Consider the following 26,506-nt stretch of genomic DNA (forward strand, 5'->3'; position numbering starts at 1 on the left):
TTCAAGAACTTAGTCAAAGAGGAATTGACAAGTAAAGAGGGAGCCTGCATTTATGCCAAACGCAAGGTGGATGTCGAACCTGTATTTGGTAGGATGAAGGGTGTTTTTGGCGTGCGCAGAGTTCATGTCAGAGGTCAAAAAGTGGTTGAAACTGAGATAGGATTTCTCCTAATGAGCATGAATCTCACGAAATTGGCTAAGAAATTAGTCCAAGATAATAGAAACAGAAAGAAAAACACAGACAGTTCGGCTGGATTTCATCAGAAGCAGCTCAATCTATCTGTGTTTTTTATTTACTGGCTAGTTTTTGCCCAGCCTCGTTATAAGCAGTTATCCTAAAAAGAGGTGTAAGATGTTGGAGCAAATTCTACAAAGCCTTTTGATCATCGCAGCAATAGGACTGATATTTCTTATCCCTTATCAGATTGTGAAAGTTTCAGGTACTTTGTTTCTTATCGGGCTCGTCAGTGGATTAGTCTTTATTGAAATCTATGGAATTTACCTCTTCTTTACCGAGAGATACCTCTATACAGAAGATTTGGTAGCTAATGGAGTTTGGAGTTTTACCACCTTCTATACTGGTTTTAATATTGTCATAATTGGTTTGGGTGTTTTAAGTATAGAAAACAGGAGAAAAAAAGAAAAATCTAGTTGGTTAATGTTAACCAACTAGATTTTTTATATATCAAGGATTTATAGGAAAATTCCTTACTAAATTTTCTATATATAATTCAAACATATTTGCAATCGAAGTGCTTCCTACAGTTTTGAAGAAAGAAATTATTGAATTGCTAATTTTCAAGTCAGTAGATTTTTTTTCTAAAAAATTTAAAACTTCATCAAAAAATAATATACAACTTTTTTCATAGAGACAATCATCATTTATTTTTAAATTTTTTATAGTTTCTAGTGTTGATTTTGCACGTCGCAAATCTTGTCTATCAATATAGAGAATGATCATATTAATAAACATTCTTATTGACTCGTTCCCATAATATCTAAGTGTCGAGTATTTATTCAGATTATAATTGACTTTAGAAAATACGAGTTCAATAAAGTCGTTGTCAAAAATGAACATGGAATTATTGAATAGAACGGTCTCATAGTGAGTCCATGTCTCTATATTAATAAGGTGAGTTTTCAAAAATTGTTCTTCTGCTTCAAAGTGCTTATTTGTCAATCGACCAATTAGTACTGAAATAAGTGCATGAAAAACTTGTTCTTTAATTGTCGATTTTGTAGAGTAATCATCTAAAAGCGTATTTAATTTTTGGGTATTCTTATTTTCAAAGTGAAGTTTTAAGTTCTCCATATCAAGGAATTCTTGAGGTGACTGAAAATTATTACTAATAAAAAGAAATTCATCTACATTAACATTTAAATTGTTTAGAATGTAAAAAAGTTTTTTTGAGGAGATATCAATTTCGTTTTTTACAAAACGGTAATAAGTTTGTCTGGATAAATAGTCACCACAAATCTGTTTTATTGAAAAATTTTTTTGATGCCTAATAAATTCAACTGTCTGGCCGAAATTCATTATAACTCTCCTATGTAACTTATTTGCAACTAGTATATATGATTTGCAACAAAAAATCAATATGATTTATACCACTGGTAATATAGTTGCATAAATAAGTGGAGGTAAAAGCTATGTGGTTACTACTATTATTCCTATAACTAAGTAATGAAATTAGAGGGACGTTCTTATGAAAAGTATAGGTTTTAACTAAAAAAAATGAATTGGATAATGTAAACGATTTATGGTATTTTGTTAAAAGTTCAAAAAATAGATGGATCGCAGGTTCTGCACACTAACTAATTGTTAATTCTTGGACAGGTTGCTTTCTGAAGCAGGTAAGATTTTGGAGGATGAGTGATGATAGTAAAAAATTATAACCTGGTAATCGGGAAAAAAGTTTTATTGAAAGACTCAGAATTATATTTCGAAGAAGGGACAATAAATCATGTAATTGGACGAAATGGTTCTGGGAAATCTCAACTTGCCAAAGATTTTATTTTAAATAGGGGAGGATATTTTTCAAAGAATATTCCGAATAGAACATTGGTTATTTCGAGTTATTCAAATTTACCCAAGGAATTGACGCTAAATGATGTGATAAAAACAGTAAGCTGGTCTTTGTCAACTGAGATTTATCGATTACTAGGTTTAGAAAATGTGCCAAATAATATTCCATTAAAAAAATTAAGTGATGGACAAAATCAGAAAATAAAATTATATATTTTATTATCTAGGAATAAAGAAATTATTATTCTTGATGAAATTACTAATGCACTTGATAAAGCTACTGTTAATGAAATTCATATTTTTTTAAAAAAATATAGTAAAAAACATCCAGAAAAAATTATTATAAATATTTCTCATGATTTGAGTGACATTAGAACATTGCATGGAAATTATTTTATTATTGATAATCAAAGATTATACCGAATTTCAACAGCAGACGAAGCAATAAAGTGGTATATAGGAGAAATTTAATATGTTAAAAACGGAATTTATTAAGTCGTTTAGAAATAAGACATTACTTTATATTTTTTCTTCTGTTATTTTATCTTATATTTTGGGTTATATTTTACCTGTTGGGATTGATAAAGTTAGTAAACTTAGTATAGGTGATTTTTATTTCAGTACTTACACAGTTTTTACCCAGTTTGGTTTTTTGTTATTTGGTTTTGTAATTGTCTATTTTTTTAATAAGGACTATGCTGATAAAACAATTTTATTCAACTTCTTCTCGGGTAACAATTCACTAAAATTCTTTTTTACAAAAGTGACAGTACTCTTATTTGAATTTGTTTTTTCAATTTTTATTTCTAATATTTTAACAGCATTATTACTTAATTTTAGTAGTTTCCATTTTATATTTTCTTTATTGATGTTTTCAGTAATTGTTCTTCAATATATCTTGATTATTGGCACAATTAGTTTAATATTTTCAAATTTGTTAATCTCGTTAGGAGTATCGCTATTTTATTGGATATTATCTATCATTCTTGTTGCCGTAGGAGGTTTTTTTAAATTCGTTGCAATTTTTGATGCATCTAATTATTTATATGTTCTAGTTGAAAAAGTATTTTCTAAAGGAGAGTTTATTAAACTATATGACTTTGTTGTTGTAATACCTTATATACTAATTTTAATTGTTCTAAGTTTATTTGTAGGAGTAATTTCGAATAAAAGATGGCTCAGAAATGGTCTATTATAAATAGAAAAATTTATACTAAGGATTACCTAAATTAGGTAGTCCTTTTCTTTATTGTGATAACTTTTCCAAGTCCATCTTGTTATGATGATGCTATCTTACGAAAAGTGGAGAAGGAATCGGATAAATAGTAGAAATCGCCTGGCAGCATAGAACTTGCTCCCCGCTCTGCTATTTCCCGAACAATGCCGAAAAAATCTCGAAAATTCCTTGCTAAGATGAAGGGCTTGTGTTACAATATCAAAAGCGTAGGTTTTTAAACTCATCCCGTGAGGTGAGAAAGACAACAGGAAAAAATTATTAAGGGCCTATGACTATGTATATTTAGAAAGTCTGGGTCTTTTTGTGTACCCAGAATGGGAGATTTATGAGTACAAAAGCCAATCTTTTGTTTGATGTCCATGAGAAACCAGCCCCGCTTCAAGGGATTTTGTTGAGTTTCCAGCACGTGTTCGCCATGTTCGGTGCGACGATTTTAGTACCTTTGATTTTGGGCATGCCCGTGTCAGTTGCCCTCTTTGCATCAGGTGTCGGGACCTTGATTTACCAAGTGGCGACCCAGTTTAAAGTACCCGTTTACTTGGGTTCATCCTTCGCCTACATTTCGGCTATGGCCCTTGCTATCAAGGAAATGGGTGGCGATGTGTCAGCTGCTCAGACAGGTATTCTCTTCGTCGGTTTGATTTACGTCTTGATTGCTGCACTTGTCAAAGTTATCGGCACTAAGTGGATTGACAGTCTCTTGCCACCGATTGTCATCGGTCCGATGATTATTGTTATCGGTCTGGGTCTTGCCAACTCTGCCGTGACTTCGGCAGGCTTTGTCGCAGACGGCGACTGGAGAAATGTCGTTGCGGCGATTGCAACCTTCTTGATTGCGGCTTTTGTCAATACCAAAGGGAAAGGCTTCGCCAAGATTGTTCCTTTCTTGATTGCCATCATCGGTGGTTATGTGATTGCTATCTTCCTCGGACTGGTTGACTTTACACCTGTTCTGGAAGCGGCTTGGTTTGAATTACCAGGTTTCTACCTACCATTTGAAACTGGTGCCTTCAAATCCTACAATTTCTACTTCGGTCCAGAAATGATTGCCATCTTGCCAATCGCAGTGGTGACCATCGCAGAGCATATCGGAGACCACACGGTTCTCAGCCAAATCTGTGGTCGCCAGTTCTTGAAAGATCCAGGTCTCAGCCGTACCTTGATTGGTGACGGTGTGGCGACTGCCGTATCTGCCTTTATAGGTGGACCTGCCAACACGACTTATGGTGAAAATACAGGGGTTATCGGTATGACCCGTATCGCATCGGTATCCGTTATCCGAAACGCTGCCCTGATTGCCATTGCCTTCTCATTCCTAGGCAAATTTACAGCCCTTATCTCTACTATTCCAAGTGCTGTTCTTGGTGGTATGTCCATCTTGCTCTACGGCGTTATCGCCTCAAACGGTTTGAAAGTCTTGATTGAAAGCCGTGTTGATTTCGGTCAAGTCCGCAACCTGATTATCGCAAGCTCCATGTTGGTCTTGGGCCTTGGTGGTGCAGTACTCAACATCGGTGCCATCACCCTTTCAGGTACAGCCCTCTCAGCCATTGTTGGCATCGTCCTCAACCTCATCTTGCCAAAGGCAGAAAAGGCTGAGTAAGTAAATTTGAAAGAATAGCAGAAAGTCAGCTCCGGCTGGCTTTTTTTGAAAATAGCAGAGCAGCTCAGCTATTTCTCAAATCAGTTGACAAAAGAGCCATTCCTTGATAGAATGGTTAAGGTCCAAAAGGACAAATCTAGCCTTTTCTTGGTTGCAGGTCGCCAACCTGTCACTCGGATTTGGCTCAAAAATAAAGGAGAACGATTATGGCAATCTCAAAAGAGAAAAAAAATGAAATCATGGCACAATATGCTCGTCATGAAGGCGACACAGGTTCAGTTGAAGTTCAAGTAGCAGTACTTACTTGGGAAATCAACCACCTTAACGACCACATCAAACAACACAAAAAAGACCACGCAACTTACCGTGGTTTGATGAAAAAAATCGGTCGCCGTCGTAACTTGTTGGCATACCTACGCCGCACAGACGTAAACCGTTACCGTGAATTGATTCACTCACTCGGACTCCGTCGTTAAGATAGGATATAAAAGCCGTCAAAAACGACTGAAAAATAGGAAACTGCCGTGTCTTCGGACATTGGCAGTTTTTCTTCTTCGCTAGGATTTTAGCTCGCTCCAACAGTCTGGGGATAGACTGTTGGAGGTTGGAAAAGAAGCGAACGAAGTTCGTGTCAACACAGTCTGGGGATAGACTGTTGGAGGTTGGAAAAGAAGCGAACGAAGTTCGTGTCAACACAGTCTGGGGATAGACTGTTGGAGTTTGGAAATGAAGCGAACAAAGTTCGTGTCAACAATTCAGAAAGAGCCTGTTTTTCAGGTTCTTTTTTGTTTTCCCGTTTTCTCATTTTTCCGCGTTTTTAGGTTGTGTAAGGTATTGATTTTTAGTTCTGTTTCTCTTTTTTGAGTTACTCATTCGTTTTTCAACTTATTTTAGCAGAAATTACTTTCTCAATTTCCCACATTTTCCTTCAAATATGATAAAATATGAGGTATGCGTGGTTTTGTGCAAAAGAGAGTGAAACAAGCTTGTTTGATTGTCTTTTGTAGAAAACACGCAAGAAAAATTTCAGAAAAAATAGGAGACAATTCATGTCAAAACAAGTATTTGAAACGGTTTTTGCTGGCAAAAAATTGTTCGTTGAAACAGGTCAAGTTGCCAAACAAGCTAACGGTGCGGTTGTCGTTCGCTATGGGGACTCCACAGTCTTGACTGCGGCGGTTATGTCCAAAAAAATGGCGACGGGAGACTTCTTCCCCCTCCAAGTCAACTATGAAGAGAAAATGTACGCTGCTGGGAAATTCCCAGGTGGCTGGATGAAGCGTGAAGGCCGTCCGTCAACTGATGCGACCTTGACAGCTCGTTTGATTGACCGTCCGATCCGCCCTATGTTTGCGGAAGGATTCCGTAACGAAGTCCAAGTCATCAACACAGTGCTTTCTTACGATCCAGATGCTTCTGCTCCAATGGCAGCCATGTTTGGTTCTTCATTGGCATTGGCAATCTCAGACATTCCTTTCAACGGTCCAATCGCAGGTGTGCAGGTCGGCTATGTCAATGGTGAACTCATCATCAACCCTGACAAGGCTCAGATGGAAGAGTCACTGCTCGACTTGACAGTGGCTGGTAACAAAGACGCCATCAACATGGTAGAATCTGGTGCCAAAGAATTGTCAGAAGACATCATGTTGGAAGCTCTTTTGAAAGGTCATGCGGCCATTCAAGAACTCCTTGACTTCCAAAACCAAATCGTGGCAGCAGTCGGCAAGGAAAAAGCAGATGTGGAACTTCTTCAAGTGGATCCAGAATTGCAGGCTGAGATTGTCGCAGCTTACAATGACGATTTGAAAAAAGCGGTGCAGGTAGAAGAAAAATTGGCCCGTGAAGATGCGACCAATGCCGTTCGCGAGACTGTCATCGCAGCTTACGAAGAAAAATACGCTGAGCACGAAGAATTTGACCGTATCATGCGTGATGTCCATGAAATCTTGGAACTCATGGAGCACGCAGAAGTTCGTCGTTTGATTACAGAAGACAAGGTCCGCCCAGACGGCCGTCGTGTCGATGAGATTCGTCCGCTGGATGCAGAAGTGGACTTCTTGCCAAACGTTCATGGTTCAGGTCTCTTTACCCGTGGTCAAACGCAAGCTCTTTCTGTCTTGACCTTGGCTCCAATGGGTGAAACCCAAATCATCGACGGATTGGACGACGAGTACAAGAAACGCTTCTTGCACCATTACAACTTCCCACAATATTCAGTGGGCTCAACTGGTCGTTACGGTGCCCCAGGTCGTCGTGAGATTGGTCACGGTGCTCTTGGCGAGCGTGCTCTTGAGCAAGTCTTGCCAAGCTTGGAAGACTTCCCTTACGCTATCCGCTTGGTCGCAGAAGTCTTGGAGTCAAACGGTTCTTCATCGCAGGCTTCTATCACAGCTGGTACCCTTGCTCTCATGGCAGGTGGTGTACCAATCAAGGCACCAGTTGCAGGGATTGCCATGGGTCTGATCTCAGACGGTACCAATTACACCGTTTTGACCGATATTCAAGGTCTTGAGGACCACTTTGGCGACATGGACTTCAAGGTGGCTGGTACCCGTGACGGTATCACAGCCCTTCAAATGGACATCAAGATTGACGGTATCACACCACAAATCTTGGAAGAAGCCTTGGCACAGGCTAAGAAGGCACGTTTTGAAATCCTCGATGTCATCGAAGCGACGATCCCAGAAGTTCGTCCTGACTTGGCACCAACTGCACCGAAGATTGACACTATCAAGATTGATGTAGATAAGATCAAGATTGTCATCGGTAAGGGTGGCGAAACGATTGATAAGATTATTGCAGAAACTGGCGTGAAAATCGATATTGATGAAGACGGTCTTGTGGCTATCTTCTCACCAGATCGTGCTGCTATTGAGCGTACTAAAGAAATCATTGCTGGTCTTGTTCGTGAAGCAAAAGTGGACGAAGTCTTCCAAGCAAAAGTGGTTCGTTTGGAGAAATTCGGTGCCTTTGTCAACCTCTTTGACAAGACAGATGCCCTGGTCCACGTTTCTGAAATGGCTTGGACTCGTGTTAATAAACCAGAAGACCTAGTTGAAATCGGCGACATCGTCGATGTTAAGGTCATCAAGATTGATGATAAAGGACGTATTGACGCTTCTATGAAGGCTCTTCTTCCAAAACCAGAAGGTTATGTGGAGCCAGAAAAACGTGAGCGTTCTGACAGACCACGCCGTCATAAAGACAACAAAGAGAAAAAAGATAACAACTTTGGTGAATTCAAATTCCACAAGGTTGAAAAGAAATAAGCTGAGTAGACAAGTTCGGTAGCGGGCTTGTCTTTCGCTAGAAGGAGTGACTATGGGTTGGTGGAAGGACACCATTGAGATTGTAAAAGAAAAAGATCCGGCAGCACGGACGACCTTGGAAGTTCTTTTAACCTACCCAGGTGTCAAGGCCTTGGCTGCCCACCGTCTGTCCCATTGGATGTGGAAAAAAGGCTTTAAACTCTTGGCTCGGATGCACAGCCAATTTTGGCGCTTTTGGACCAATATTGAAATCCATCCAGGCGCCGAGATTGCTTCGGGAGTCTTCATTGACCACGGATCTGGTTTGGTTATCGGAGAAACCGCCATTATCGAATCAGGTGTCATGCTTTACCACGGCGTAACGCTTGGTGGGACGGGCAAGGATTGTGGCAAACGCCACCCGACCGTGCGAAAAGGGGCCTTGGTTTCTGCCCATGCTCAAGTGATTGGCCCCATTGAGATTGGGGAAAATGCTAAAGTGGGTGCAGCTGCCGTTGTCCTAGCCGATGTTCCAGCAGATGTGACAGTTGTCGGCATGCCAGCTAAAATTGTCCGTGTACACGGTCAAAAAGATGAGAAGGTCATTCATGACATGGAAGATGGCCGTGAACACTACACGACTAAGCTTGCGGAATTACGAGAAGCCAGCCACCATTCGTCGCATTTGTAGGAAAGAGGACTGCTTATGCTACTAGAAGAATTTGAAAACACCTCTGCAGTCATTGAACCGACAGATGCCGCTATTCGGGGTGGTGGTGAAACCTGTAATACTTTAATTCTGTCATTTAATGGAGAAATTATTGAGAGAGTTGCCGAGTTAGAAAATGTATATGAGGGTGGAGCTCTTCACAATCTAAATGGCCGATTGCCATGGTATATTTATGAAGAAAGTGGAGTGAGAGTTGGTGTCATGTTAGCCCCAATTGGAGCTTCTATGATTGTTGGGAACCTAGAAGAATTGAAAGCCAAAGGGTTTCAAAATTTTATTGTATTTGGTACTTGTGGAGTACTGGATCGGTCTATTGCTGTAGATAAGATTATTCTACCAAGCTCAGCCTTACGCGATGAGGGAACTAGTTATCATTATGCACCAGCCAGTGATGAGATTAGCTATCATTCGGAACTATTATTGACCATGGAAAAGGCCTTGGATCAAGCAGGAATCGAGCATGTGCGGGCCAAGGCCTGGACGACAGATGCTTTTTATCGGGAAACAGCTGCCAAGGTCAAGCGTCGCCTAGCCGCTGGTGCCATGGTGGTCGATATGGAAGCTTCTGCTATCATGGCCTGGGCAAACTTTCGTCAGGCCAAGGTCTATCAGTTTTTCTACACGGCAGACTATGTGGATCACCATAAGAATGAGTGGGATGCCCGTCGGGAAGAGCGGACTGCTGACAGTATGACCTTTTTTGAAGTAGCCATGGCGATTGCAAGAACATTAGAAAGTACATCATGTTAAAAAAATTAGTAAGACAAAACTGGCCTTATGTGTTGACCTCCATCGGTGGAACAATTCTATGTATCCTTAAGTTTTCCCAAGGAAATTGGCAGCTAGGGATGATTTGGTTGGCAGCGACAGCTTATTGGCTAGTAAAATTGTATCAAAAGTATCAAGTCCTAAAGAATACTCAGAAGTAATGGAGAAGCTATGATTAAAATTTACGATACCATGACTCGCAGTCTGCGTGACTTTGTGCCCTTGGAAGAGGGTAAGGTCAAGATGTATGTTTGCGGTCCGACGGTTTACAACTATATCCATATCGGTAATGCCCGTAGTGTCGTGGCTTTTGATACCATCCGCCGCTATTTTGAATACCGTGGCTATGATGTGACCTACATTTCAAACTTTACGGATGTGGATGACAAGATTATCAAGGCTGCTAATGAAGCTGGTATGACAACCAAGGAACTGTCTGATAAGTTTATCGCAGCCTTCAAGGAAGATGTGGCCAAACTGGGTGTTAAGCCAGCCACCAAAAATCCTCGCGTTATTGACTATATGGATGAAATCATTGATTTTGTGCAGGTCTTGATTGACAAGGGCTATGCCTACGAGGCAGCTGGCGATGTCTATTTCCGTGTGGAAAAGGCGGAGAATTATGCTCGTTTGGCCAACAAAACCCTATCTGACTTAGAAGCTGGGGCTTCTGGTCGGGTTGAGGGAGAAGGTCAACTCAAAGAACATCCTTTCGACTTTGCCCTGTGGAAAACTGCCAAGCCAGGCGAAGTGTCTTGGGAAAGTCCTTGGGGAGCGGGTCGTCCAGGTTGGCATATAGAGTGCTCAGTCATGGCGACAGAGATTTTGGGAGCTACCATTGATATTCACGGTGGTGGTGCGGACTTGGAGTTCCCACACCATACCAATGAAATCGCCCAGTCTGAGTGCAAGACTGGTCAGACTTTTGCCAACTACTGGATGCACAATGCCATGCTCAATATCAATGATGAGAAGATGTCTAAGTCCTTGGGCAATTTCCTGACAGCCCATGATATGTTGGAACAAATTGACGGTCAGGTCTTGCGATTCTTCCTATCGACCCAGCACTACCGCCGTCCACTCAACTACACTGAGAAGGCCGTTTCAGATGCGGAAATCAATCTCAAATATCTGAAAAATACTTATACACAACCTGTGCAAAACTCTGTGGATAAGTCAGCTCTTGAATTACATCTGGTGGCCTTTGAAGCAGCCATGGATGATGACTTTAATGCGGCAAATGGCATTACGGCTATCTTTGACTTTGCCAAATGGATCAACTCAGGCAACTATGATGAAACTGTAAAAGAAGCCTTTGGCAATATGCTCGCCGTCTTTGGTATTGTCTTTGAAGAAGAAGTTTTGGACAGCGAGATCGAAGCCTTGATAGCAGAACGTCAAGTAGCGCGTGCCAATCGGGACTTTGCGACGGCTGACCGGATTCGTGATGAATTAGCGGCTCAGGGCATCAAACTTTTGGATACCAAGGATGGTGTGAGGTGGACACGTGACTAAGGCAGTAGATGTCAATCTCATCAATGGAATTGCCCTGGCTTTTGAAGGGGATGCTGTCTACTCCATGTATATCAGACGGCACTTGATTTTTAAGGGGCTGACCAAGCCTAACAAATTGCACGGAGAGGCTAACAAATACGTCTCGGCCAAGGCTCAGGCAAGCCTGATCTCTGCTCTCTTAGAAGCTCAGCTATTGACCGAAAAAGAGGAAGAAATCTACAAGCGGGGCCGCAATACCAATAGCCACACTAAGGCCAAGAATGCGGATGTGGTGACCTACCGGATGTCCACAGGCTTTGAGGCGGTCTTGGGATACCTGCACATGACCGAGCAGATCGAACGCTTGGAGGAGTTGGTGGCTTGGTGTGTTGGGTTTATCGAAGCTAACCATTAAGAAACCGTCATGACAGAATGAAAGTGAGGCCAGATGACCAGTAAGGATCAATTACAGAAATTATTTCCAAAAGCAAAAATGGTAGCTGAAAAAGTAGATGGAGTAGGCATTCATTTGCCTCTAGCTGATGGGACCTGGCTCGTGATAGCTCAAGAGGATATCACAGAGCGAGAACGGGGCCTGTTGCAGTTATTCTTGGGTGAACTACCCCAGGAGGCAGGTCATCCTTGGGCTCGTTATCTTCAGGGGATGGGCCCCCTTCCACAGGCTCTAAGTAAACTTCAAGTTATCCACGCTCATATTTGGACGGTATCAGATGAAGAGGGGAAGCAAGCTTGGCTGGATATGATGACCAAGCTTCTGCCTAATCTTCAGACCTACTACACGACCAATGGTCAGGACTACAGCTTTATCTTAGACAGCTCCTCTCTATTTGATGTTAGAGAAATCCTAGGTGATACCCTTGCGACCATGGAGTTTGATTTTGGGTTGCGAATGACCTTGTTTCTAGGTCAGATCTGGCCAGCAAGACTGCTGCAATCCTGGCCCATGCTCATTCAGGCAGAACAATCTCTCTTTCAGCACTGGAGATTAAGCCATCATCAGTCTGGTCTACTAACTTTTAGTCAGCTTCATCTATGGGCTGGTCAGATTTATCCTATTATCAGAAGAGGTCTGGGAGATATGATTGCCCACCAGCAAATGGAAAAGGAAATTCAGGCGCTTTGGAAAGAGGGGGCTGTATTAACAAAGGCGGCCCAGTCCCTCTATATTCATCGGAATACCCTTCAGTACCGTTTGGATAAATGGTATGATTGGACGGGCTTGCAATTAAAAGAGTTGACGGATTTAGCTGTTTGCTATCAGGTCATCATGGAACAGGATTTTTAATCTTTTGTGCAAGATGTACAAAAGATTTTTTTATTTTTGTTCACATTGACAGAGAAAAATAAAGCGTTTTCATTTATAATAAAACTATCAAAGAAAGCGAGGATTGAACATGGTTCAATTGAATTTAAAAAACATTTACAAAAAATACCCAAACAGCGAGCACTACTCTGTTGAAGACTTTAACTTGGACATCAAGGACAAGGAGTTTATCGTATTCGTAGGTCCTTCAGGATGTGGTAAATCAACAACTCTTCGTATGATTGCTGGTTTGGAAGATATCACAGAAGGGGAAGCATACATCGACGGCGTTCTCATGAATGATGTGGCTCCAAAAGACCGTGACATTGCCATGGTATTCCAGAACTATGCCCTCTACCCACACATGACTGTATTTGACAACATGGCCTTTGGTTTGAAATTGCGTAAATACAGCAAGGACGAAATCAAAAAACGTGTAGAAGAAGCTGCTCAAATCCTTGGTTTGACAGAATTCTTGGAACGTAAACCAGCTGACCTTTCCGGTGGACAACGCCAACGTGTTGCCATGGGTCGTGCCATCGTTCGTGATGCAAAAGTATTCTTGATGGATGAACCTTTGTCAAACTTGGATGCAAAACTTCGTGTGTCCATGCGTACAGAGATCGCCAAAATCCACCGCCGTATCGGTGCGACAACCATCTACGTAACCCACGACCAAACAGAAGCCATGACCTTGGCAGACCGTATCGTTATCATGTCTGCAACTAAAAACCCAGCAGGCACAGGTACAATCGGTCGTATCGAGCAAATCGGTAGCCCAGAAGAGCTCTACAACCGCCCTGTTAACAAGTTTGTTGCTAGCTTCATCGGTAGCCCAGCTATGAACTTCTTTACAGTTAACCTTCAAGACGGTGTTCTGGTTGGAGATGGTTTCAAGGTGGATCTTCCAGAAGGACGTCGCAAACACTTGGAAGAAAAAGGCTACAATGGCAAATCATTTACCCTGGGTATCCGTCCAGAAGACATCAAGGCTTCTCAGTTGGAATTGGACACTTATCCATCTTCCATCGTAGAAGCAGAAGTGGTGGTATCTGAGCTTCTCGGTGCAGAGACCATGCTTTACTCTAAGGTTGGAAACACTGAATTCGTATCTCGTGTTGATGCACGCGACTACCACAACCCAGGAGATACAGTTCGTTTGACCTTCAACCTCAACAAAGCTCATTTCTTTGATGATGAAACAAGTAAGGCGATTGTCTAACCTTTCTAAAATCGTTCATAAAACACCTGACCGTCGGATGAAAATCTGGCGGTTTTTGGCTAAGAACACATAAATACTTGCAATTGCTTCTTGAATTCTATATAATAAATATAGAAAACACTTACAGGAGGTTCCTATGAAGTCGCTACTGAGAAAAATTCGTATAACGTCTCTTTATATTTTGCTTTATAATCTCATTTTAATCCTCTCCATTTGGCTAGGAAAGGTATCTTCCAAGGAAGAATTTATGATTGCAGTTGCAGGGAATGCGGTCATGATGGGCCTATCTTTCGTGCATTTGCACAACCAAGTATCAGATGAATTTCATGGAAAAATAGAAGAACCGTCGGTTTAAACTGACGGTTCTTCATCTTTATAAACTTCATAAAAATTAACCTTGAGGCGAATAAAGGCTTCCATGTCGTGTAGGAGCTGAAAGAGGGTAGCACGGGTTTCAAATTCTTCTCGGGTTTGCGGCAGAGGGCGCTCGCGGAAGGTGGCATGGAAGAGCTCGATGTCCAGGAGCAGTTCCTTGGCGGAGTTTTCTCGGCTCAGTTGCTGGGCTGCTCGCTCGAAGAGGCTGGACAGGATGACATTTTCTCTGCCTTCCAGTAAACACTTGTTAATATTTCCTGCCATGGTCCGCAGGATTTTGTTTTGTGCGGCCCGCATTTCAAAGTAATGGACCTGGTAGTTGGTTTGCTGGAAGAGCTGGTTGTGGCGGTCTAGATAGACGACTTTGAGGGCCTCGTCCAAGGTCTTATCCAGCTGCGTAATCAATTCTGCCTCGTTTCGTCCGTCGCCGTTGAGCAGAAAGGCTTCAAAGCGGAGGAGAATCTGCTTGAGTAGGTCTTCGACTTGGTCGTGATAGGCCTGGATTTGCTTTTCTTGCGAGGGCATATAGAGGTTAAACAAGAGTGCCAGTCCTGCCCCAATCAGAAAAAGCGCCAGCTCATTTCCCCAAAAAATCAACGAAATATCCTGCTCCAGCAAGAGGTGGGTGACGAGGACGGTCGAGGGAGCGATGCCTGCCTCCCAGTTGAAACGGTAGGCCAGAGGGACGTAGAGGGCCAGGTAGATGCCCAGGGTCCAGATGCCAAAGCCAAAGAGGGCGAAGATCAGGACGGCTATGGTTAGGGCCAGGAGGGTGGAAAAGAGGCGGTTGCGGGCCATTTTGAAGCTGGACTTGCGGGTGTCCAGGATGCTGAGAATGGCGATGATGCCAGCCGCCGTCGCATAGGACAAGCCCAGGGCGGTCGCTAGGTAGATAGCTAGCACGGTAGCAAATATCAGTTTTATCGTTCGGAGGGAGAGAGACATGGGGGCTCCTTTGGTCTTAGTCTTCCTTTTATTGTACCATAAAGAATCAACAGTCACTCCCCTGACTGTTGATTTATACAAACAAGGCAATGATTCCGACTACCAAATAGCAGACCAGTTTGTAGCTTTCGTTGATGAGGATGAGGTTGACAGGGCGTTGCTCAAAGACGTAGTTCTTCAATGAAGCAAGGACCGCAATCACACCCATGCCACCAGCTGCGTGGAGTGGTGAAACATTAAGGGTCTTGATGAAGAAAGTAGCCACAACAGCAGTCAGCACTTCAATCGCCAAGGAAATCATCATTTCCTTCTGGCCATTTTTCCCAGCCTGACGGTCAGCTTCTACCTTGGCCATGTCAATGCCAGAGGCTTCAATCCAAGCATCACGGAAAATCAAACCATACCACAAACCACCAATCGCAAAGGCAATCAGCCCTGCCACAATTCCCAAAATAAGTGTCATACATTCTCCTTTTTGTGTCCGTTTGTACTGATAAATGATAGATAACAGAATACCATGGTTTGGTAAGGAGGTCAAGTTTTTAAGTTAAGTGACAGTGGGTGCCAATTTTCAAGTAACCTATGCTATAATACTCTTATGGAACAAAATGATATCGTATATGGCGTGCATGCTGTGGTAGAGAGTTTGGAGGCTAACACCGGCAACAAACTCTACATCCAGGATGATTTACGCGGAAAAAATGTAGAAAAAATCAAGGCTCTAGCGGCAGAGAAAAAGGTGTCTATTTCTTGGACGCCGAAGAAAACCCTGTCTGACATGACAGAAGGTGCCGTTCACCAAGGTTTTGTCCTGCGGGTCTCTGAGTTTGCCTATGCAGACCTGTCGGTGATTTTGGAAAAGGCAGAGCAGGAAGACAATCCGCTCATTCTCATCTTGGACGGTCTGACAGACCCCCACAACTTTGGCTCAATTTTACGGACCGCAGACGCGACTCAGGTGGCAGGAATTATCATTCCTAAGCACCGAGCAGTTGGCGTGACGCCCGTTGTGGCAAAGACCTCAACAGGTGCGGTGGCCCATGTCCCAATTGCCCGAGTGACCAATCTTAGCCAAACTCTCGATAAGCTCAAGGAGGCTGGTTTCTGGGTATTTGGCACGGATATGAACGGAACTCCAAGCCACAAGTGGAATACAGCTGGCAAACTAGCCCTTATTATTGGCAACGAAGGCAAGGGCATCTCCAGCAATATCAAAAAGCAGGTGGATGAGATGATTACCATCCCTATGAAGGGCCATGTCCAATCTCTCAACGCCAGCGTAGCAGCAGCTGTGCTGATGTACGAAGTATTTCGGAAGAAAATCTAAATGAAAGAGAAAGTTCTCATCGTAGATGGCTACAATATGATTGCCTTTTGGCAATCGACCAAGCAGGATTTTAAAAAGGGAGACTTGGATGCAGCTAGAACAACCTTACTTCGAACCCTGTCTCACTACGCAGCCTTTGAACAGATTGAGGTGATCTGTGTCTTTGATGCCCACCATGTACCAGGTCTTCGCCAGCAATATGACGAATTCAAGGTATCGGTCATTTTTACAGAGGAAGAAGAGACAGCAGATAGTTATATCGAACGACTCAGCGCCCAGCTCAATAGTGACCGTCGCAAGCAGGTTTCCGTTGCAACCAGCGACCTCAACGAACAATGGGTGGTCTTTTCACAAGGGGCCTTACGGGTTTCGGCGCGTGAGTTAGAGGAGAGAACCAGGGTTATCAAGAAGGACTTGGACAAGATTGTGGATCAGGTAGAGCTTTACACCCCGCGCCTCAATCCCTGGTCAGATGGGAATTTTCAAGTTTTAAAAGAAATGATGGAGGAAATGAAAGAGTGACATTTACAATCGTAACCGATTCAACATCGGATTTGCCGGTTAGCTGGCTTCAGGAAAATAACGTAACGGTGCTTGGTTTGACCATTAACTTGGATGGTGTGACCTATGAAACCGTTGGGGAAAACCGCTTGACCTCAGCGGAACTGTTGGAGAAGATGGCGACTGGAGGTCTTCCGACAACCAGTCAGGTTAATGTTGGTCAGTTTGAGGAAGTCTTTGAAGCCGCAGCCAAGGAAGGTCAGGAAGTGCTTTATCTCGCCTTTTCATCTGCTCTTTCAGGAACCTATCAGAGCGGAACCATTGCACGTGACATGGTTTTGGATGCTTATCCTGATGCTGTCATTGAAATTGTAGATACTAAGGCTGCTGCTATCGGTGAAGGCTATCTGGTTATGCAGGCAGCTCAAGCACGTGCTGCAGGTAAGACTCTGGCAGAAACCAAGGCAATCGTAGAAGATTTGGTGCCACGCTTGCGGACCTATCTCTTGGTTGATGACCTCAACCACCTGGTGCGTGGCGGTCGCTTGTCCAAGGCAGCTGCTCTGATTGGCGGTTTGGTCAATATCAAACCTCTTCTTGCCCTCAATGCGGAAGGGAAGTTAGAAGCCATTGCCAAAATCCGTGGTCGTAAAAAAGGGATTAAGGAAATGCTAAACCTGACCTTGGATGGTTTGGATCATTCCACGGTCATGGTTGCCTATACAGGTGATTTGGAAGCTGCTGAAGCCATCAAAGCGACCTTGTTGGAAGATAGCCGTGTGACCGATGTTCTCTTGACAGAGTTGGGTCCAATCATTGCCACCCATACAGGAACAGGGGTGCTAGCTATCCTATCTATCAATAAAGAAGAGAGATAATCTCTTTTCTTTTTACAGAAACAGAAAGCGATTACAAACTAATATCAATTTGGAGGTTCTTATGAAACGCTTGTTGTCTTGTTATGCTAGTGACTTGCTGGGAGCGACCAAGGAGGAGCTCAAGCAGTCCATTCTATCCAGTGAAGGTCGGATTATCATGGGAGAAACGGTGGTAACAGCAGCTCCCTTGATTGCAGGGGTGACCAATGCGGAGATGATGGCTGCTTTTGGTTGCGATCTTTTGGTGCTCAACGAATTAGATGTGTTTCATCCGGAGATTGTTGGTTTTTACGACTGCGACAATCCTATCGCTGAAATCAAGCGGTTGACAGGTCGATTGGTTGGGATAAACTTGGAGCCTGTGGATACTAGTCAGGAAGTTCAAGACCAGCAGGTCTTTTTAAAACCAGGTCGTCAGGTCAGTCCAGAAAGTCTGGGACAGGCCCAAGCCCTTGGCGTAGATTTTATCATGCTGACAGGCAATCCGGCTACGGGTGTATCCATGGCTGCAATTCGCTCTGCTATTGGCCTTGCCAAGGAACACTTTGAAGGCCTAATCTTTGCGGGAAAAATGCACGGTGCAGGTCTGGGAGAGTCGGTCGTGGATAGCCAAGCCCTGCTGGATTTTGTGGAGCTGGGGGCTGACGGTGTCCTCATTCCTGCGGTCGGAACGGTGCCGGGTGTGCGGGAGGAAATCGTAGCACCGATTGTCAGTCAGGTCAAGGCGCGTGGGGCTTTGGTTATTTCGACTATCGGGACCAGTCAGGAGAGTGCGGACAGCCAGACGGTGCGGGAGTTTGGGCTCAGCAACAAGCGGGTGGGTTCGGATATCCACCACATCGGAGACGGGGGCTACGGTCGTATGCCTGACCCTGAAAATATCTTGGCTCTGTCCCTGGCGGTCAGAGGCAAGCGGCACACTTATTTTAAAATGGGGCAATCGGTGAGGAGATAGGATTTGGCGTCATTTTTCTGCTATTAAAGCTCGTTTTTTCTATCCTTGCTTTAGGGTGAAGAAAAAATAAAAAAAGTAAAGTAAAATAACTTGACGGAGAACAGTAGTTTTGATAGAATGGTAGACGGTATTGTTTACCCCATTTGAAAGGCCCCGGAACCTTCCAAATACCCGCGGACCGGAACATCCGCCCAGTAAACAAAAACGATTCGTATAGGAGAAATCATGAACAAAACAACATTTATGGCTAAACCAGGCCAAGTTGAACGTAAATGGTATGTAGTAGACGCTACTGATGTACCTCTTGGACGCCTTTCAGCAGTAGTTGCTAGCGTTCTTCGCGGTAAAAACAAACCAACTTTCACACCTCACACTGATACTGGTGACTTCGTTATCGTTATCAATGCTGAAAAAGTGAAATTGACTGGTAAAAAAGCAACTGATAAAGTGTACTACACTCACTCATTGCACCCAGGTGGTTTGAAATCAATCACAGCTGGTGAATTGCGTTCTAAAAACGCTGTTCGTTTGATTGAGAAATCAGTTAAAGGTATGCTTCCACACAACACACTTGGTCGTGCACAAGGCATGAAGTTGAAAGTGTTTGTAGGTGGCGAGCACACTCACGCAGCACAACAACCAGAAGTACTTGATATTTCAGGTCTTATCTAAGGGAAAGGACGTAATCTAAATGGCACAAGCACAATACACAGGTACTGGTCGTCGTAAAAACGCGGTTGCACGCGTACGTTTGGTCCCAGGTACTGGTAAAATTACAGTAAACAAAAAAGATGTAGAAGAGTACATCCCACACGCTGACCTTCGTTTGGTGATCAACCAACCATTCGCAGTAACTTCAACACAAGGTTCATACGACGTTTTCGTTAACGTGAACGGTGGTGGTTACGGTGGTCAATCAGGTGCGATCCGTCACGGTATCGCACGTGCATTGCTTCAAGTAGACCCAGACTTCCGCGATTCATTGAAACGCGCAGGCCTTCTTACACGTGACGCTCGTATGGTTGAACGTAAGAAACCAGGTCTTAAGAAAGCCCGCAAAGCTTCACAGTTCTCAAAACGTTAATTATCAGCGATATATCAACGTTTCAAAGCACTCAAGAGTTTACCTCATGGGTGCTTTTTTCGTGATTTTTTGAAAAGTTCACCTCAAAATTTACCTTATTTTTACCTTATTGCTTCAGAGAGTTTAAAGCAAATTCTCCAACAGCCATTGGAATGATATTTGAGGTGTTGACATAAATCTGAGTTGTCAAGGTGTCACTGTGGGTCAGAGCTTCTGAAATAGCTTCTAAACTCATTCCCGCCTGTTTGGCAAGTGTTGCCCCTGTGTGTCGGAGTTTATGAGGTGTAGCGTGTGTCAGATGTGGGTGACGCTTTTTAACTGTTCGCATTTTGTTATTTAGATAATCTGCGTGCAGAGGTTTATTGATGTTTCCTTTGGTATCTATATAAGTGAAGACGAACTGTTCAGGATTTGTAATGATTCCAAACTTTGCAAGTTCTTGCCTTTGTTGTTTTTTCCAATTCTGGAGAAGTTGAAGTAAGTCAGATGAAATAGCAAAGGTTGTTTTCTTGTTCCCTTTGGTTGATTTCACATCTCCATACCTATCTAGTGCTTGGAGTAATTGAATTTGGGATTTTTCAAAATTAATGTGTTTCCACTGCAAAGCATAAGATTCAGATTTTCGGTCTCCCAAGAAGAAGGTAAGATAAAATAGAACATAGTCTTTAAGCGAAATTTTTTCATTAGTCAAGTCATCTTGGAAAGCCGAGAACCACTCTTGTAGTTGTTCCTGTGTAAGGTAGAGGTCTTCATCTCTCTTTGCTTCCGCTAATTGGATTTTCTTGGTTGCTTTGATACGACGCAAGGTTTTAGCAACTTTATTTGATTCTATATATTCTAATTCCTCTGCCCAATCAAATATGGAAATTACATAGCTTCTCAAGGTCTTGAAATTGGCGTATTCATTAGCTTTAGCAGTCATCAAGTTTAGAATAACTTGCTTGTTCTGATTGAGAAATTGAATAGTGTAATTACCTAGCATAGGTAAAATATGTTTTTTGAAACAAGTTTTTGTATTGGCTATAGTTGACCTGCTTGGGGGCTTTGTAGTTGAAGTGGTCTGTCCTGCTTTATAATACTCCCACCAGACATTTTCGTAAAAATCTTTGAATAGAATGTCTATCTTGCCTAGCCCTGTAAACTCATTGTTCTCAATCTGATTGATTTTTGTTAAAAGGTCTATCTCTGCTTGTCGTGCCTCCTTTTTACTTTTGAAACGCTTATCAAAATAGTTATTATTGACGATACCAAGTGGCATCCGTGCTTCCGTTGGAATATACACTTTTAAGCGATATGTTCCGTTTTTTGTCTTAGTGATAGTCATGATATTCTCCTCTTTTCGAACCAGAAAATATCAAGACAATTATAAAATAAAAAGTTAGATATTTCTAGTTTTGCGAAAGTAGCCATGAGTCGATGGCTTGTTTGTTGAAACGAACTGTTTTTCCGATCTTAATAGATGGAAGCCCTTTGCGAATCCATTCATCCAACGTGTTATTTGAAATTCCAAGGTAGTCACATGCTTGTTTTTTATTTAAGTATGAATTGTCTATATTTCGATGATGAATTTGCTTTTCAATTTCTGATGTAATTAAACTTGAAATTAATGTCTGAATTTGCTTGATTTGATCGTCTGGTAAGATAACTTGCATTTATAACCTCTTCCTATTGATATTTATAATTGAATTTACCATTAGTCATTATGCCACATTGCGGACTCAAAACGGATGATTTTTAGAAATGTATAGATTAATCGTCTGTTTTGTCTTCTGTTTCGGAAGACAATTTTTTTACGAAATGCTGTAATATCAACGTTTTTGAGATTTTATAAAGTTGTAAAATCATATTAAAAACCGTTAAATAATTCTTTTAAATTCAACAATCGATTTAAAATTAATTTATATAAATCAATTTTATAATGATGTTTTCTACGTAATTTATTGTTCAATGAATATATTTTGTTTCTGAATTCTTTTGGAAAAGTTGGAATCTGTACAATATGTAATTCATTCGTGTTGTAAATTTTATGACACCCTAAACCATGTGCCTTTGCGAAATCAAGAGCATCAAACATCAATCGTAGAATGATCAATACATTCCATGTTACCATTTCTGATAAATAAAATGATTCAGAATTAATATTTAATTCTTTCTGACTTTTAGTAATCAAATTTTTTCTATAACGCGATCTATTTTCTTTCGAAACAAATTTAGCATTTATTAGACTAAGTGTTTCTTCATCTAAAACTAGCGGAGTGTTTGTTGAATGTGACACGTTAATCTGTTTTTTCAACAATTCTTCGAATGTCGCACGTGGTTTTGCTTTGAAAATTTTGGATAATTCTCTGTCAGTATTTATTACTGATTGTTCGATTTCTTTTATGAAATTGAAGACTCCACTAGAAACTAATTCTTCTAAGTATTGAATGATTTTCAGATCATCAATTTCTGCTAGAACACAGGTACGAAGAAAGGATTTAATCTTATCTTTTTGCAAAACGGTCTCGAAACGATACACTTCAAAATCTTCTGTTTTTGCTTTATCAAGTTGTCCAAGCTTTTTGGCTTTCTTAGTTTTATTGTAAAGAACTTGCTGATTGTTTTTATAGGCATTGGTCGTCAAACGATCATAATCTTTGTCTTTGATACTTTTTGAAGAGGAAGCAAAATTCACTTTCTTATGTGTCAGACAACGTAGAAGTAATGCTCTTGTTTGCAAATGGAAAGCTGAATGTATTGCCATTGTAAATGCAAGTTCAATTTCGTGGAATTCGCAATGATATATTGTACATGAAATTCCTATTTCAAGTTCCAACAATGACAATGCTCTATTTAATCTTTGATAGATACCTTCGATTGAATCTGTGGATATGTTTAAACCACAGTGGATCAATTCAATACGATAAAAATAACTGCTGTCAAATGGATTTTTTCCCATAAAGAATGAACCAAAAGTAGATGATTTGACAAATAATTCGGAGACAGTACCTGAACTGTCATATTGCTTCTCGATAGTAAAATTGTTATTTTCATAATTAGCTAGCTCGAATTTCTGGTTATTAATGTGAATCTGTCCTTTTACATTAAGAACGACCTTGTCGATGCCCCAGTAGGCATTTGTTACAGAAAAACAACTTTCCATTTCCTTTGCATTCTCATCGTAGATTTTTTGTTTTTCCTCTTCGGACATACCTCTTGTAATTTTTGAGACCATTTTTTCCTCTTTCTTTTTTCGAAAGAATTATGCCACATTCAGAACTTCGTCAGAGAAAAAAATACAAAAAATGACAAAAAATAGAGATAAATTCCAAAAAGAAATTTATCTCTATACTTTCTATTTTTGTTCTACCACTATATCTTCAAGTATATAATTCTCAAAGATAAACATTTCCTCATGAATTGTCTTTTGAATGGATATAGGTAAGGCTGATAAATACACATAATCCCCTATTTCAAAATTTGTTTCATTGACACGCATTTTTGTGCTGTATTGTACTTTGACTCTATTTTCACAGTTATCCTTGATAATCATTTCGATCCAATTCGAATTTGGTTTTAAATGTTTATCAATAACTTTTCCAAAAACAAACATCTTTGCGAAATGGCTTGGATATGCAAAACCGAAGTTAGGCTTTTTATTGAAGAATACCGCCAGTTCAGTCTGCTCTTCTTGGATGGAATCTATAATAATTTCGTAGCTATTCTTTGTATTAATGTTTTCGATATGACCTGATATCGATACCGTCATTCCCTTCTTCAATTGAAATTTTTCACGATTAAAATAACATTTCAAATATGTGTGCTTACGACCGGCGCCGTTTCTGATAAAGAGACCAAGATATGGCACGATATCTTGGTCATTTACTTCAACGATTTTTCCTCTTGCTAAAATTGTGTTTCGATTTATTTTTTGTAGATTATTTTGATTCCTCATTATATGTCCTCCATTTGATCAATTTTCTACACAATCATTATGCCTGAATCTTAAAATCAAAAAATTCGTTACAAAATATAATTAGTAACCGTAACAGAAAGACGCCAATGCGACAGATTTAAAACCGAAACAGCCATTAGTGCAAGTCGATTATAAGCAATTGGCATTCCTGACGCTAATGCTTTGGATTTGTTTGTGCCGCGTAGAATATACAACTCATCACGTAGATCATAAATAAAATTTCTACGCTGTCTTTCGTATTTGCTTTGTGATTCCTTTTTCAATTTCTGATGGCCATTTTCCCATCTTTGAATTAGAAGAGATTTCAATGAATGTTTAATGTTTGGATTAGAATTAATTTTATCAAGATAGTAGAAATAGCTATCTCTTGAATGTTGAGCGCGTAATGCATGTAAATTAATCTGATTGTTCATCTCTTCTTCTGTGAAAATAGGCTCATTTTCTCCTATTCCAGAAAAAGTCTGTTTCACTAGCTTGATGTCTTTTGGCAATATATACTGCATTTGTTTCTTACCACCTTTGCCACGTTTGACGAAAATATAGCAGTTACCATACTCGTCTATTTTCAGGTCTTGACCGGTTAGGTTTTTGAGTTCATTACGGCGAATTCCAACGACTTTCTGGAATTCGATTAGGCGAGAGAAGAGAGAGTTCAATTCTTGTCTTTTCCCTTGTTGATTCGCTTCATGTTTTCGTCCTCTAACTATTTTATCACTTGTGCGTTTTTGTTTTCGAATTCGGTTTAAATTGATTCCTGCTGCCTTCGCAATTGGCGCAAGGTATGTATGAATTGTTGCTGCGGTATATTGTTTTGGGTCTTGTTGAAGATCATCATGATATTGTTGAAGAACCTCTTCGGTGATATCTGAAATACTCTTAATGTTATTTTCTTTTGCCCATTTCGCAAAACGTGTTGCAGAACGTTTGTATGATGTTCGTGAGGTATTGTTTGTAACATCTTTTGTTGCTGCGACGAAAATGTCGTGTTTCAAAGAATTTCGTTTTCTAGGCATTTTCTTTCTCCTTTCTTTCCTAAAATGCTTATTATTGGTAAACTGCCTCCCACCCTTTTTTAGATCGAGCTGGGTATGCTCTGAAAATTTCCGATGAGGCTGTCCTATGGGACTATCGTTTTCAATACTCTTCAGTAGCACCGTCGAATATCTCTGAAATCTTCGTTTGTCATTGAACTGGTTATTTTTCAAACCGAACTTTCTACTTTTACTTTCACTAAACATCTTTTACTGTACTATATTATGTGATAAATGGTTATTCTGTACTTCATTTCATTCCGCAGAATAACCATTTATTCTATTCTTGTTCATTCCCTTATCAGTCAATGACAGCTGACAAGAGATATCCATATCAATTGAAAATATGATTTACACCGAGCCCAGTGCGTATTTTCAAAAGAATATAGTGTTATCACTCCTTTCTCTATTTACTTCAATATGTTCAATTGTATTATGTCACTTTTTCAAAAAAATAAAAAAACGAAAAACATTTCTCGCTTACATTGATTCGCAACACGATTTTTTTGTTTTGAAAAAAAGTGGCATACTAATAACGAATCAGATTGGAGGTGTGTATATGGAATAAAATATTTTCTAAACACATAACAATATTAAAGGAAAGGAGTGAGTATTATGACTGATGAAGTTCTAATTGAAGAGATAGTATCAATTATTGTTGATGTGGAAATGAAGTGTAAGAAATTTCTGCTATTAAATGGACATTGTATCGATGTTGTCAGTGATTATTATTATTCAGATGAAGATTGTGCGACGATTTCTTTTTCAAGAAATAATGATAAATTGACCATTCGATTTGATAATCAGCAATGTATTGTTACTGTAGAAAATGAAATATTTACTGTTACTTCAGAAGTAATTGAAGAAGGTATTGAAATTCAAATTGAGATTTTGATAAAGCAGGCTATTCTTGGAAAATGGAAAATGTTTATGAATGATGTAAAGAATAATTCATTATTTGAAGCTATTCAAAAACATAGATTCGATGATTATTCAAGTGGTCCTGATTCGGTAATATATTACTAGCACGCTTAAAAACGAACTAGAAAAAATGTCTAGCAATTAGAAAAATAATTCTCAAAAGACGAATGAATAAAACTAAACAAATAGAAAAACGCGTAAATCCTAAAAAGTTGGATCTATGCGTTTTGTTTTGTATGAATATATAACATATTTTATTATGTGCATTAAAGGATTACATGTTCTCTACATTTATTATTGCCTCAAACAATGTTAAATATTCCTTCCGCTTTTTTTGAGAAATTGGGAGGAGCGTTTTTTGAAACTTCTCAAATGATGGATCGTTTGAGGTGTTTTCGTTTTTATCTTGGACATGTTGTTGGAAGAATGTACTCATTGATATTCCAAAAGCATCAACAATTTTTTCTAATGTATTCACCTTAATATTAGAGCGTTCGCCACGCTCTATTTTTGCTATTGAAGAAACATCTAAGCCAGCTGCCTCAGCCAATTGCTCCTGAGTTAGATGAAAGTCTTTCCGTAAAGTTTGAATTCTTTTTGCGACAAATTGATCTAAAGCCATTATCTGTCCTCCTTTTATTTAAGGATATAGGTTTTAAAGGACAGTTGAAAGGTTACGAAAGGCTAGTTATTCTATCCTTTTAAGGACTTATTGTGGTATAATATATCTATTGAAGTTAAATTAGATGCTAAAAATTTGTAATTAAGAAGGAGTGATTACATGAACAAAAATATAAAATATTCTCAAAACTTTTTAACGAGTGAAAAAGTACTCAACCAAATAATAAAACAATTGAATTTAAAAGAAACCGATACCGTTTA

At 40.5% G+C, this 26,506-nt stretch carries 30 protein-coding genes and 2 pseudogenes; 23 read left to right on the top strand and 9 right to left on the bottom strand.

The window, feature by feature from the left end; all coding sequences use genetic code 11:
* Both C1E58_RS12585 and C1E58_RS02655 read left to right on the top strand, forming a co-directional pair.
* A pseudogene (locus C1E58_RS12585) lies at nt 1-208 on the top strand (transposase); the annotation flags it as partial.
* 144 nt (nt 209-352) lie between these two features.
* Nucleotides 353-673: a DUF5966 family protein gene (locus tag C1E58_RS02655; RefSeq protein WP_105117318.1), complete on the top strand. Its 321-nt coding sequence runs from the start codon at nt 353-355 to the stop codon at nt 671-673.
* Between the two features lie 12 nt (nt 674-685).
* On the opposite strand, the gene C1E58_RS02660 is transcribed toward C1E58_RS02655, so the two are convergent.
* Complete coding sequence (locus tag C1E58_RS02660; RefSeq protein WP_105209237.1) at nt 686-1,537, bottom strand: helix-turn-helix domain-containing protein; 852 nt, start codon at nt 1,535-1,537, stop codon at nt 686-688.
* Between the two features lie 182 nt (nt 1,538-1,719).
* On the opposite strand from C1E58_RS02660, the pseudogene C1E58_RS02665 reads away from it, so the two are divergent.
* The 13 genes and pseudogenes from C1E58_RS02665 to C1E58_RS02730 all read left to right on the top strand — a co-directional run.
* Nucleotides 1,720-1,815: pseudogene (locus C1E58_RS02665) on the top strand (epipeptide YydF family RiPP); the annotation flags it as partial.
* A 61-nt stretch (nt 1,816-1,876) separates the two neighbouring features.
* On the top strand, nt 1,877-2,497 hold the full coding sequence (locus C1E58_RS02670) for an ATP-binding cassette domain-containing protein (protein WP_105117320.1): 621 nt from the start codon (nt 1,877-1,879) through the stop codon (nt 2,495-2,497).
* A 1-nt stretch (nt 2,498) separates the two neighbouring features.
* A complete protein-coding gene (locus tag C1E58_RS02675) occupies nt 2,499-3,224 on the top strand; it encodes a hypothetical protein (RefSeq protein ID WP_105117321.1) in 726 nt (241 codons plus the stop codon).
* A 364-nt stretch (nt 3,225-3,588) separates the two neighbouring features.
* Nucleotides 3,589-4,866 carry a uracil-xanthine permease family protein gene (locus tag C1E58_RS02680; protein ID WP_105209238.1) on the top strand — a complete coding sequence of 426 codons (1,278 nt, stop codon included), beginning with the start codon at nt 3,589-3,591 and terminating at the stop codon, nt 4,864-4,866.
* A 206-nt stretch (nt 4,867-5,072) separates the two neighbouring features.
* Entirely contained in the window at nt 5,073-5,342 is a 270-nt protein-coding gene (rpsO, locus tag C1E58_RS02685) for a 30S ribosomal protein S15 (RefSeq protein WP_002938849.1), read from the top strand.
* Nucleotides 5,343-5,915: 573 nt separating this feature from the next.
* The gene (gene pnp / locus C1E58_RS02695; RefSeq protein WP_105209239.1) at nt 5,916-8,135 is read left to right on the top strand and encodes a polyribonucleotide nucleotidyltransferase; all 2,220 of its coding nucleotides are present in this window, start codon (nt 5,916-5,918) and stop codon (nt 8,133-8,135) included.
* Nucleotides 8,136-8,187: 52 nt separating this feature from the next.
* Nucleotides 8,188-8,805 carry a serine O-acetyltransferase gene (gene cysE / locus C1E58_RS02700; protein WP_105209240.1) on the top strand — a complete coding sequence of 206 codons (618 nt, stop codon included), beginning with the start codon at nt 8,188-8,190 and terminating at the stop codon, nt 8,803-8,805.
* 15 nt (nt 8,806-8,820) lie between these two features.
* Nucleotides 8,821-9,594 (top strand): nucleoside phosphorylase, encoded by a 774-nt coding sequence (locus tag C1E58_RS02705; RefSeq protein ID WP_105209241.1) that lies wholly within the window; start codon nt 8,821-8,823, stop codon nt 9,592-9,594.
* Nucleotides 9,588-9,773 (top strand): hypothetical protein, encoded by a 186-nt coding sequence (locus C1E58_RS02710; protein ID WP_105209242.1) that lies wholly within the window; start codon nt 9,588-9,590, stop codon nt 9,771-9,773. The genes C1E58_RS02705 and C1E58_RS02710 overlap by 7 nt, the downstream gene beginning before the upstream one ends.
* A gap of 10 nt (nt 9,774-9,783) precedes the next feature.
* Nucleotides 9,784-11,127, top strand: coding sequence for a cysteine--tRNA ligase (gene cysS / locus C1E58_RS02715; protein WP_105209243.1), 1,344 nt, complete (start codon nt 9,784-9,786; stop codon nt 11,125-11,127).
* Nucleotides 11,120-11,521 (top strand): Mini-ribonuclease 3, encoded by a 402-nt coding sequence (locus tag C1E58_RS02720; RefSeq protein WP_105209244.1) that lies wholly within the window; start codon nt 11,120-11,122, stop codon nt 11,519-11,521. The genes cysS and C1E58_RS02720 overlap by 8 nt, the downstream gene beginning before the upstream one ends.
* Nucleotides 11,522-11,554: 33 nt before the next feature.
* Complete coding sequence (locus C1E58_RS02725; RefSeq protein WP_105209245.1) at nt 11,555-12,412, top strand: helix-turn-helix domain-containing protein; 858 nt, start codon at nt 11,555-11,557, stop codon at nt 12,410-12,412.
* Nucleotides 12,413-12,521: 109 nt separating this feature from the next.
* On the top strand, nt 12,522-13,652 hold the full coding sequence (locus tag C1E58_RS02730; protein WP_105209246.1) for an ABC transporter ATP-binding protein: 1,131 nt from the start codon (nt 12,522-12,524) through the stop codon (nt 13,650-13,652).
* Between the two features lie 351 nt (nt 13,653-14,003).
* Here C1E58_RS02730 and C1E58_RS02740 read toward each other — a convergent pair whose 3' ends face one another.
* Both C1E58_RS02740 and C1E58_RS02745 read right to left on the bottom strand, forming a co-directional pair.
* Nucleotides 14,004-14,972, bottom strand: a complete 969-nt coding sequence (locus C1E58_RS02740; protein ID WP_105209247.1) for an aromatic acid exporter family protein — start codon at nt 14,970-14,972, stop codon at nt 14,004-14,006.
* A gap of 73 nt (nt 14,973-15,045) precedes the next feature.
* Nucleotides 15,046-15,435 (bottom strand): DUF1761 domain-containing protein, encoded by a 390-nt coding sequence (locus tag C1E58_RS02745; protein WP_105209248.1) that lies wholly within the window; start codon nt 15,433-15,435, stop codon nt 15,046-15,048.
* Between the two features lie 135 nt (nt 15,436-15,570).
* On the opposite strand from C1E58_RS02745, the gene rlmB reads away from it, so the two are divergent.
* From rlmB to rpsI, 6 genes are all read left to right on the top strand, one after another.
* Complete coding sequence (rlmB, locus tag C1E58_RS02750; protein ID WP_012027787.1) at nt 15,571-16,299, top strand: 23S rRNA (guanosine(2251)-2'-O)-methyltransferase RlmB; 729 nt, start codon at nt 15,571-15,573, stop codon at nt 16,297-16,299.
* Nucleotides 16,300-16,821: an NYN domain-containing protein gene (locus C1E58_RS02755; protein WP_105209249.1), complete on the top strand. Its 522-nt coding sequence runs from the start codon at nt 16,300-16,302 to the stop codon at nt 16,819-16,821.
* Entirely contained in the window at nt 16,818-17,678 is an 861-nt protein-coding gene (locus C1E58_RS02760) for a DegV family protein (RefSeq protein WP_105209250.1), read from the top strand. Before C1E58_RS02755 ends, C1E58_RS02760 begins: the two co-directional genes overlap by 4 nt.
* Before the next feature lie 61 nt (nt 17,679-17,739).
* Complete coding sequence (locus C1E58_RS02765) at nt 17,740-18,633, top strand: PEP phosphonomutase (protein WP_105209251.1); 894 nt, start codon at nt 17,740-17,742, stop codon at nt 18,631-18,633.
* Between the two features lie 225 nt (nt 18,634-18,858).
* A complete protein-coding gene (gene rplM / locus C1E58_RS02770; protein WP_024381069.1) occupies nt 18,859-19,305 on the top strand; it encodes a 50S ribosomal protein L13 in 447 nt (148 codons plus the stop codon).
* Between the two features lie 19 nt (nt 19,306-19,324).
* Complete coding sequence (gene rpsI, locus C1E58_RS02775; RefSeq protein ID WP_002942223.1) at nt 19,325-19,717, top strand: 30S ribosomal protein S9; 393 nt, start codon at nt 19,325-19,327, stop codon at nt 19,715-19,717.
* 106 nt (nt 19,718-19,823) lie between these two features.
* Here the strand turns inward: rpsI and C1E58_RS02780 are convergent, their stop codons facing one another.
* The 5 genes from C1E58_RS02780 to C1E58_RS02800 all read right to left on the bottom strand — a co-directional run bounded on the left by C1E58_RS02780 (nt 19,824) and on the right by C1E58_RS02800 (nt 24,685).
* On the bottom strand, nt 19,824-21,041 hold the full coding sequence (locus tag C1E58_RS02780) for a site-specific integrase (RefSeq protein ID WP_105111303.1): 1,218 nt from the start codon (nt 21,039-21,041) through the stop codon (nt 19,824-19,826).
* A gap of 64 nt (nt 21,042-21,105) precedes the next feature.
* Complete coding sequence (locus tag C1E58_RS02785; RefSeq protein WP_105209252.1) at nt 21,106-21,369, bottom strand: helix-turn-helix domain-containing protein; 264 nt, start codon at nt 21,367-21,369, stop codon at nt 21,106-21,108.
* Nucleotides 21,370-21,563: 194 nt separating this feature from the next.
* A complete protein-coding gene (locus C1E58_RS02790) occupies nt 21,564-22,931 on the bottom strand; it encodes a hypothetical protein (RefSeq protein WP_105209253.1) in 1,368 nt (455 codons plus the stop codon).
* A gap of 120 nt (nt 22,932-23,051) precedes the next feature.
* Complete coding sequence (locus tag C1E58_RS02795; RefSeq protein ID WP_105106611.1) at nt 23,052-23,651, bottom strand: hypothetical protein; 600 nt, start codon at nt 23,649-23,651, stop codon at nt 23,052-23,054.
* Nucleotides 23,652-23,719: 68 nt separating this feature from the next.
* A complete protein-coding gene (locus C1E58_RS02800) occupies nt 23,720-24,685 on the bottom strand; it encodes a site-specific integrase (protein ID WP_029170893.1) in 966 nt (321 codons plus the stop codon).
* Between the two features lie 633 nt (nt 24,686-25,318).
* On the opposite strand from C1E58_RS02800, the gene C1E58_RS02810 reads away from it, so the two are divergent.
* Nucleotides 25,319-25,729, top strand: a complete 411-nt coding sequence (locus tag C1E58_RS02810) for a hypothetical protein (protein ID WP_105106613.1) — start codon at nt 25,319-25,321, stop codon at nt 25,727-25,729.
* 169 nt (nt 25,730-25,898) lie between these two features.
* Here C1E58_RS02810 and C1E58_RS02815 read toward each other — a convergent pair whose 3' ends face one another.
* Nucleotides 25,899-26,246 (bottom strand): helix-turn-helix domain-containing protein, encoded by a 348-nt coding sequence (locus C1E58_RS02815; protein ID WP_029170891.1) that lies wholly within the window; start codon nt 26,244-26,246, stop codon nt 25,899-25,901.
* A 159-nt stretch (nt 26,247-26,405) separates the two neighbouring features.
* Here C1E58_RS02815 and C1E58_RS02820 point away from each other — a divergent pair.
* The coding region (locus C1E58_RS02820) for an rRNA adenine N-6-methyltransferase family protein (RefSeq protein WP_219723382.1) at nt 26,406-26,506 on the top strand (101 nt) is incomplete at its 3' end.

The organism is Streptococcus suis, from assembly GCF_002964575.1.
GTDB lineage: Bacteria > Bacillota > Bacilli > Lactobacillales > Streptococcaceae > Streptococcus > Streptococcus suis_R.

Excerpts from the sequence above, each read along its gene's own strand:
- C1E58_RS02780 (WP_105111303.1), bottom strand. The coding sequence starts at position 21,041 with ATGACTATCACTAAGACAAAAAACGGAACATATCGCTTAAAAGTGTAT.
- rplM (WP_024381069.1), top strand. The coding sequence starts at position 18,859 with ATGAACAAAACAACATTTATGGCTAAACCAGGCCAAGTTGAACGTAAA.
- C1E58_RS02675 (WP_105117321.1), top strand. The coding sequence starts at position 2,499 with ATGTTAAAAACGGAATTTATTAAGTCGTTTAGAAATAAGACATTACTT.
- cysS (WP_105209243.1), top strand. The coding sequence starts at position 9,784 with ATGATTAAAATTTACGATACCATGACTCGCAGTCTGCGTGACTTTGTG.
- C1E58_RS02680 (WP_105209238.1), top strand. The coding sequence starts at position 3,589 with ATGAGTACAAAAGCCAATCTTTTGTTTGATGTCCATGAGAAACCAGCC.
- C1E58_RS02800 (WP_029170893.1), bottom strand. The coding sequence starts at position 24,685 with ATGCCTAGAAAACGAAATTCTTTGAAACACGACATTTTCGTCGCAGCA.
- C1E58_RS02725 (WP_105209245.1), top strand. The coding sequence starts at position 11,555 with ATGACCAGTAAGGATCAATTACAGAAATTATTTCCAAAAGCAAAAATG.
- C1E58_RS02710 (WP_105209242.1), top strand. The coding sequence starts at position 9,588 with ATGTTAAAAAAATTAGTAAGACAAAACTGGCCTTATGTGTTGACCTCC.
- C1E58_RS02765 (WP_105209251.1), top strand. The coding sequence starts at position 17,740 with ATGAAACGCTTGTTGTCTTGTTATGCTAGTGACTTGCTGGGAGCGACC.
- C1E58_RS02730 (WP_105209246.1), top strand. The coding sequence starts at position 12,522 with ATGGTTCAATTGAATTTAAAAAACATTTACAAAAAATACCCAAACAGC.
- C1E58_RS02740 (WP_105209247.1), bottom strand. The coding sequence starts at position 14,972 with ATGTCTCTCTCCCTCCGAACGATAAAACTGATATTTGCTACCGTGCTA.
- C1E58_RS02755 (WP_105209249.1), top strand. The coding sequence starts at position 16,300 with ATGAAAGAGAAAGTTCTCATCGTAGATGGCTACAATATGATTGCCTTT.
- rlmB (WP_012027787.1), top strand. The coding sequence starts at position 15,571 with ATGGAACAAAATGATATCGTATATGGCGTGCATGCTGTGGTAGAGAGT.
- C1E58_RS02660 (WP_105209237.1), bottom strand. The coding sequence starts at position 1,537 with ATGAATTTCGGCCAGACAGTTGAATTTATTAGGCATCAAAAAAATTTT.
- C1E58_RS02785 (WP_105209252.1), bottom strand. The coding sequence starts at position 21,369 with ATGCAAGTTATCTTACCAGACGATCAAATCAAGCAAATTCAGACATTA.
- rpsI (WP_002942223.1), top strand. The coding sequence starts at position 19,325 with ATGGCACAAGCACAATACACAGGTACTGGTCGTCGTAAAAACGCGGTT.
- C1E58_RS02790 (WP_105209253.1), bottom strand. The coding sequence starts at position 22,931 with ATGGTCTCAAAAATTACAAGAGGTATGTCCGAAGAGGAAAAACAAAAA.
- C1E58_RS02670 (WP_105117320.1), top strand. The coding sequence starts at position 1,877 with ATGATAGTAAAAAATTATAACCTGGTAATCGGGAAAAAAGTTTTATTG.
- C1E58_RS02810 (WP_105106613.1), top strand. The coding sequence starts at position 25,319 with ATGACTGATGAAGTTCTAATTGAAGAGATAGTATCAATTATTGTTGAT.
- C1E58_RS02795 (WP_105106611.1), bottom strand. The coding sequence starts at position 23,651 with ATGAGGAATCAAAATAATCTACAAAAAATAAATCGAAACACAATTTTA.
- C1E58_RS02705 (WP_105209241.1), top strand. The coding sequence starts at position 8,821 with ATGCTACTAGAAGAATTTGAAAACACCTCTGCAGTCATTGAACCGACA.
- C1E58_RS02815 (WP_029170891.1), bottom strand. The coding sequence starts at position 26,246 with ATGGCTTTAGATCAATTTGTCGCAAAAAGAATTCAAACTTTACGGAAA.
- cysE (WP_105209240.1), top strand. The coding sequence starts at position 8,188 with ATGGGTTGGTGGAAGGACACCATTGAGATTGTAAAAGAAAAAGATCCG.
- pnp (WP_105209239.1), top strand. The coding sequence starts at position 5,916 with ATGTCAAAACAAGTATTTGAAACGGTTTTTGCTGGCAAAAAATTGTTC.
- C1E58_RS02745 (WP_105209248.1), bottom strand. The coding sequence starts at position 15,435 with ATGACACTTATTTTGGGAATTGTGGCAGGGCTGATTGCCTTTGCGATT.
- C1E58_RS02655 (WP_105117318.1), top strand. The coding sequence starts at position 353 with ATGTTGGAGCAAATTCTACAAAGCCTTTTGATCATCGCAGCAATAGGA.
- rpsO (WP_002938849.1), top strand. The coding sequence starts at position 5,073 with ATGGCAATCTCAAAAGAGAAAAAAAATGAAATCATGGCACAATATGCT.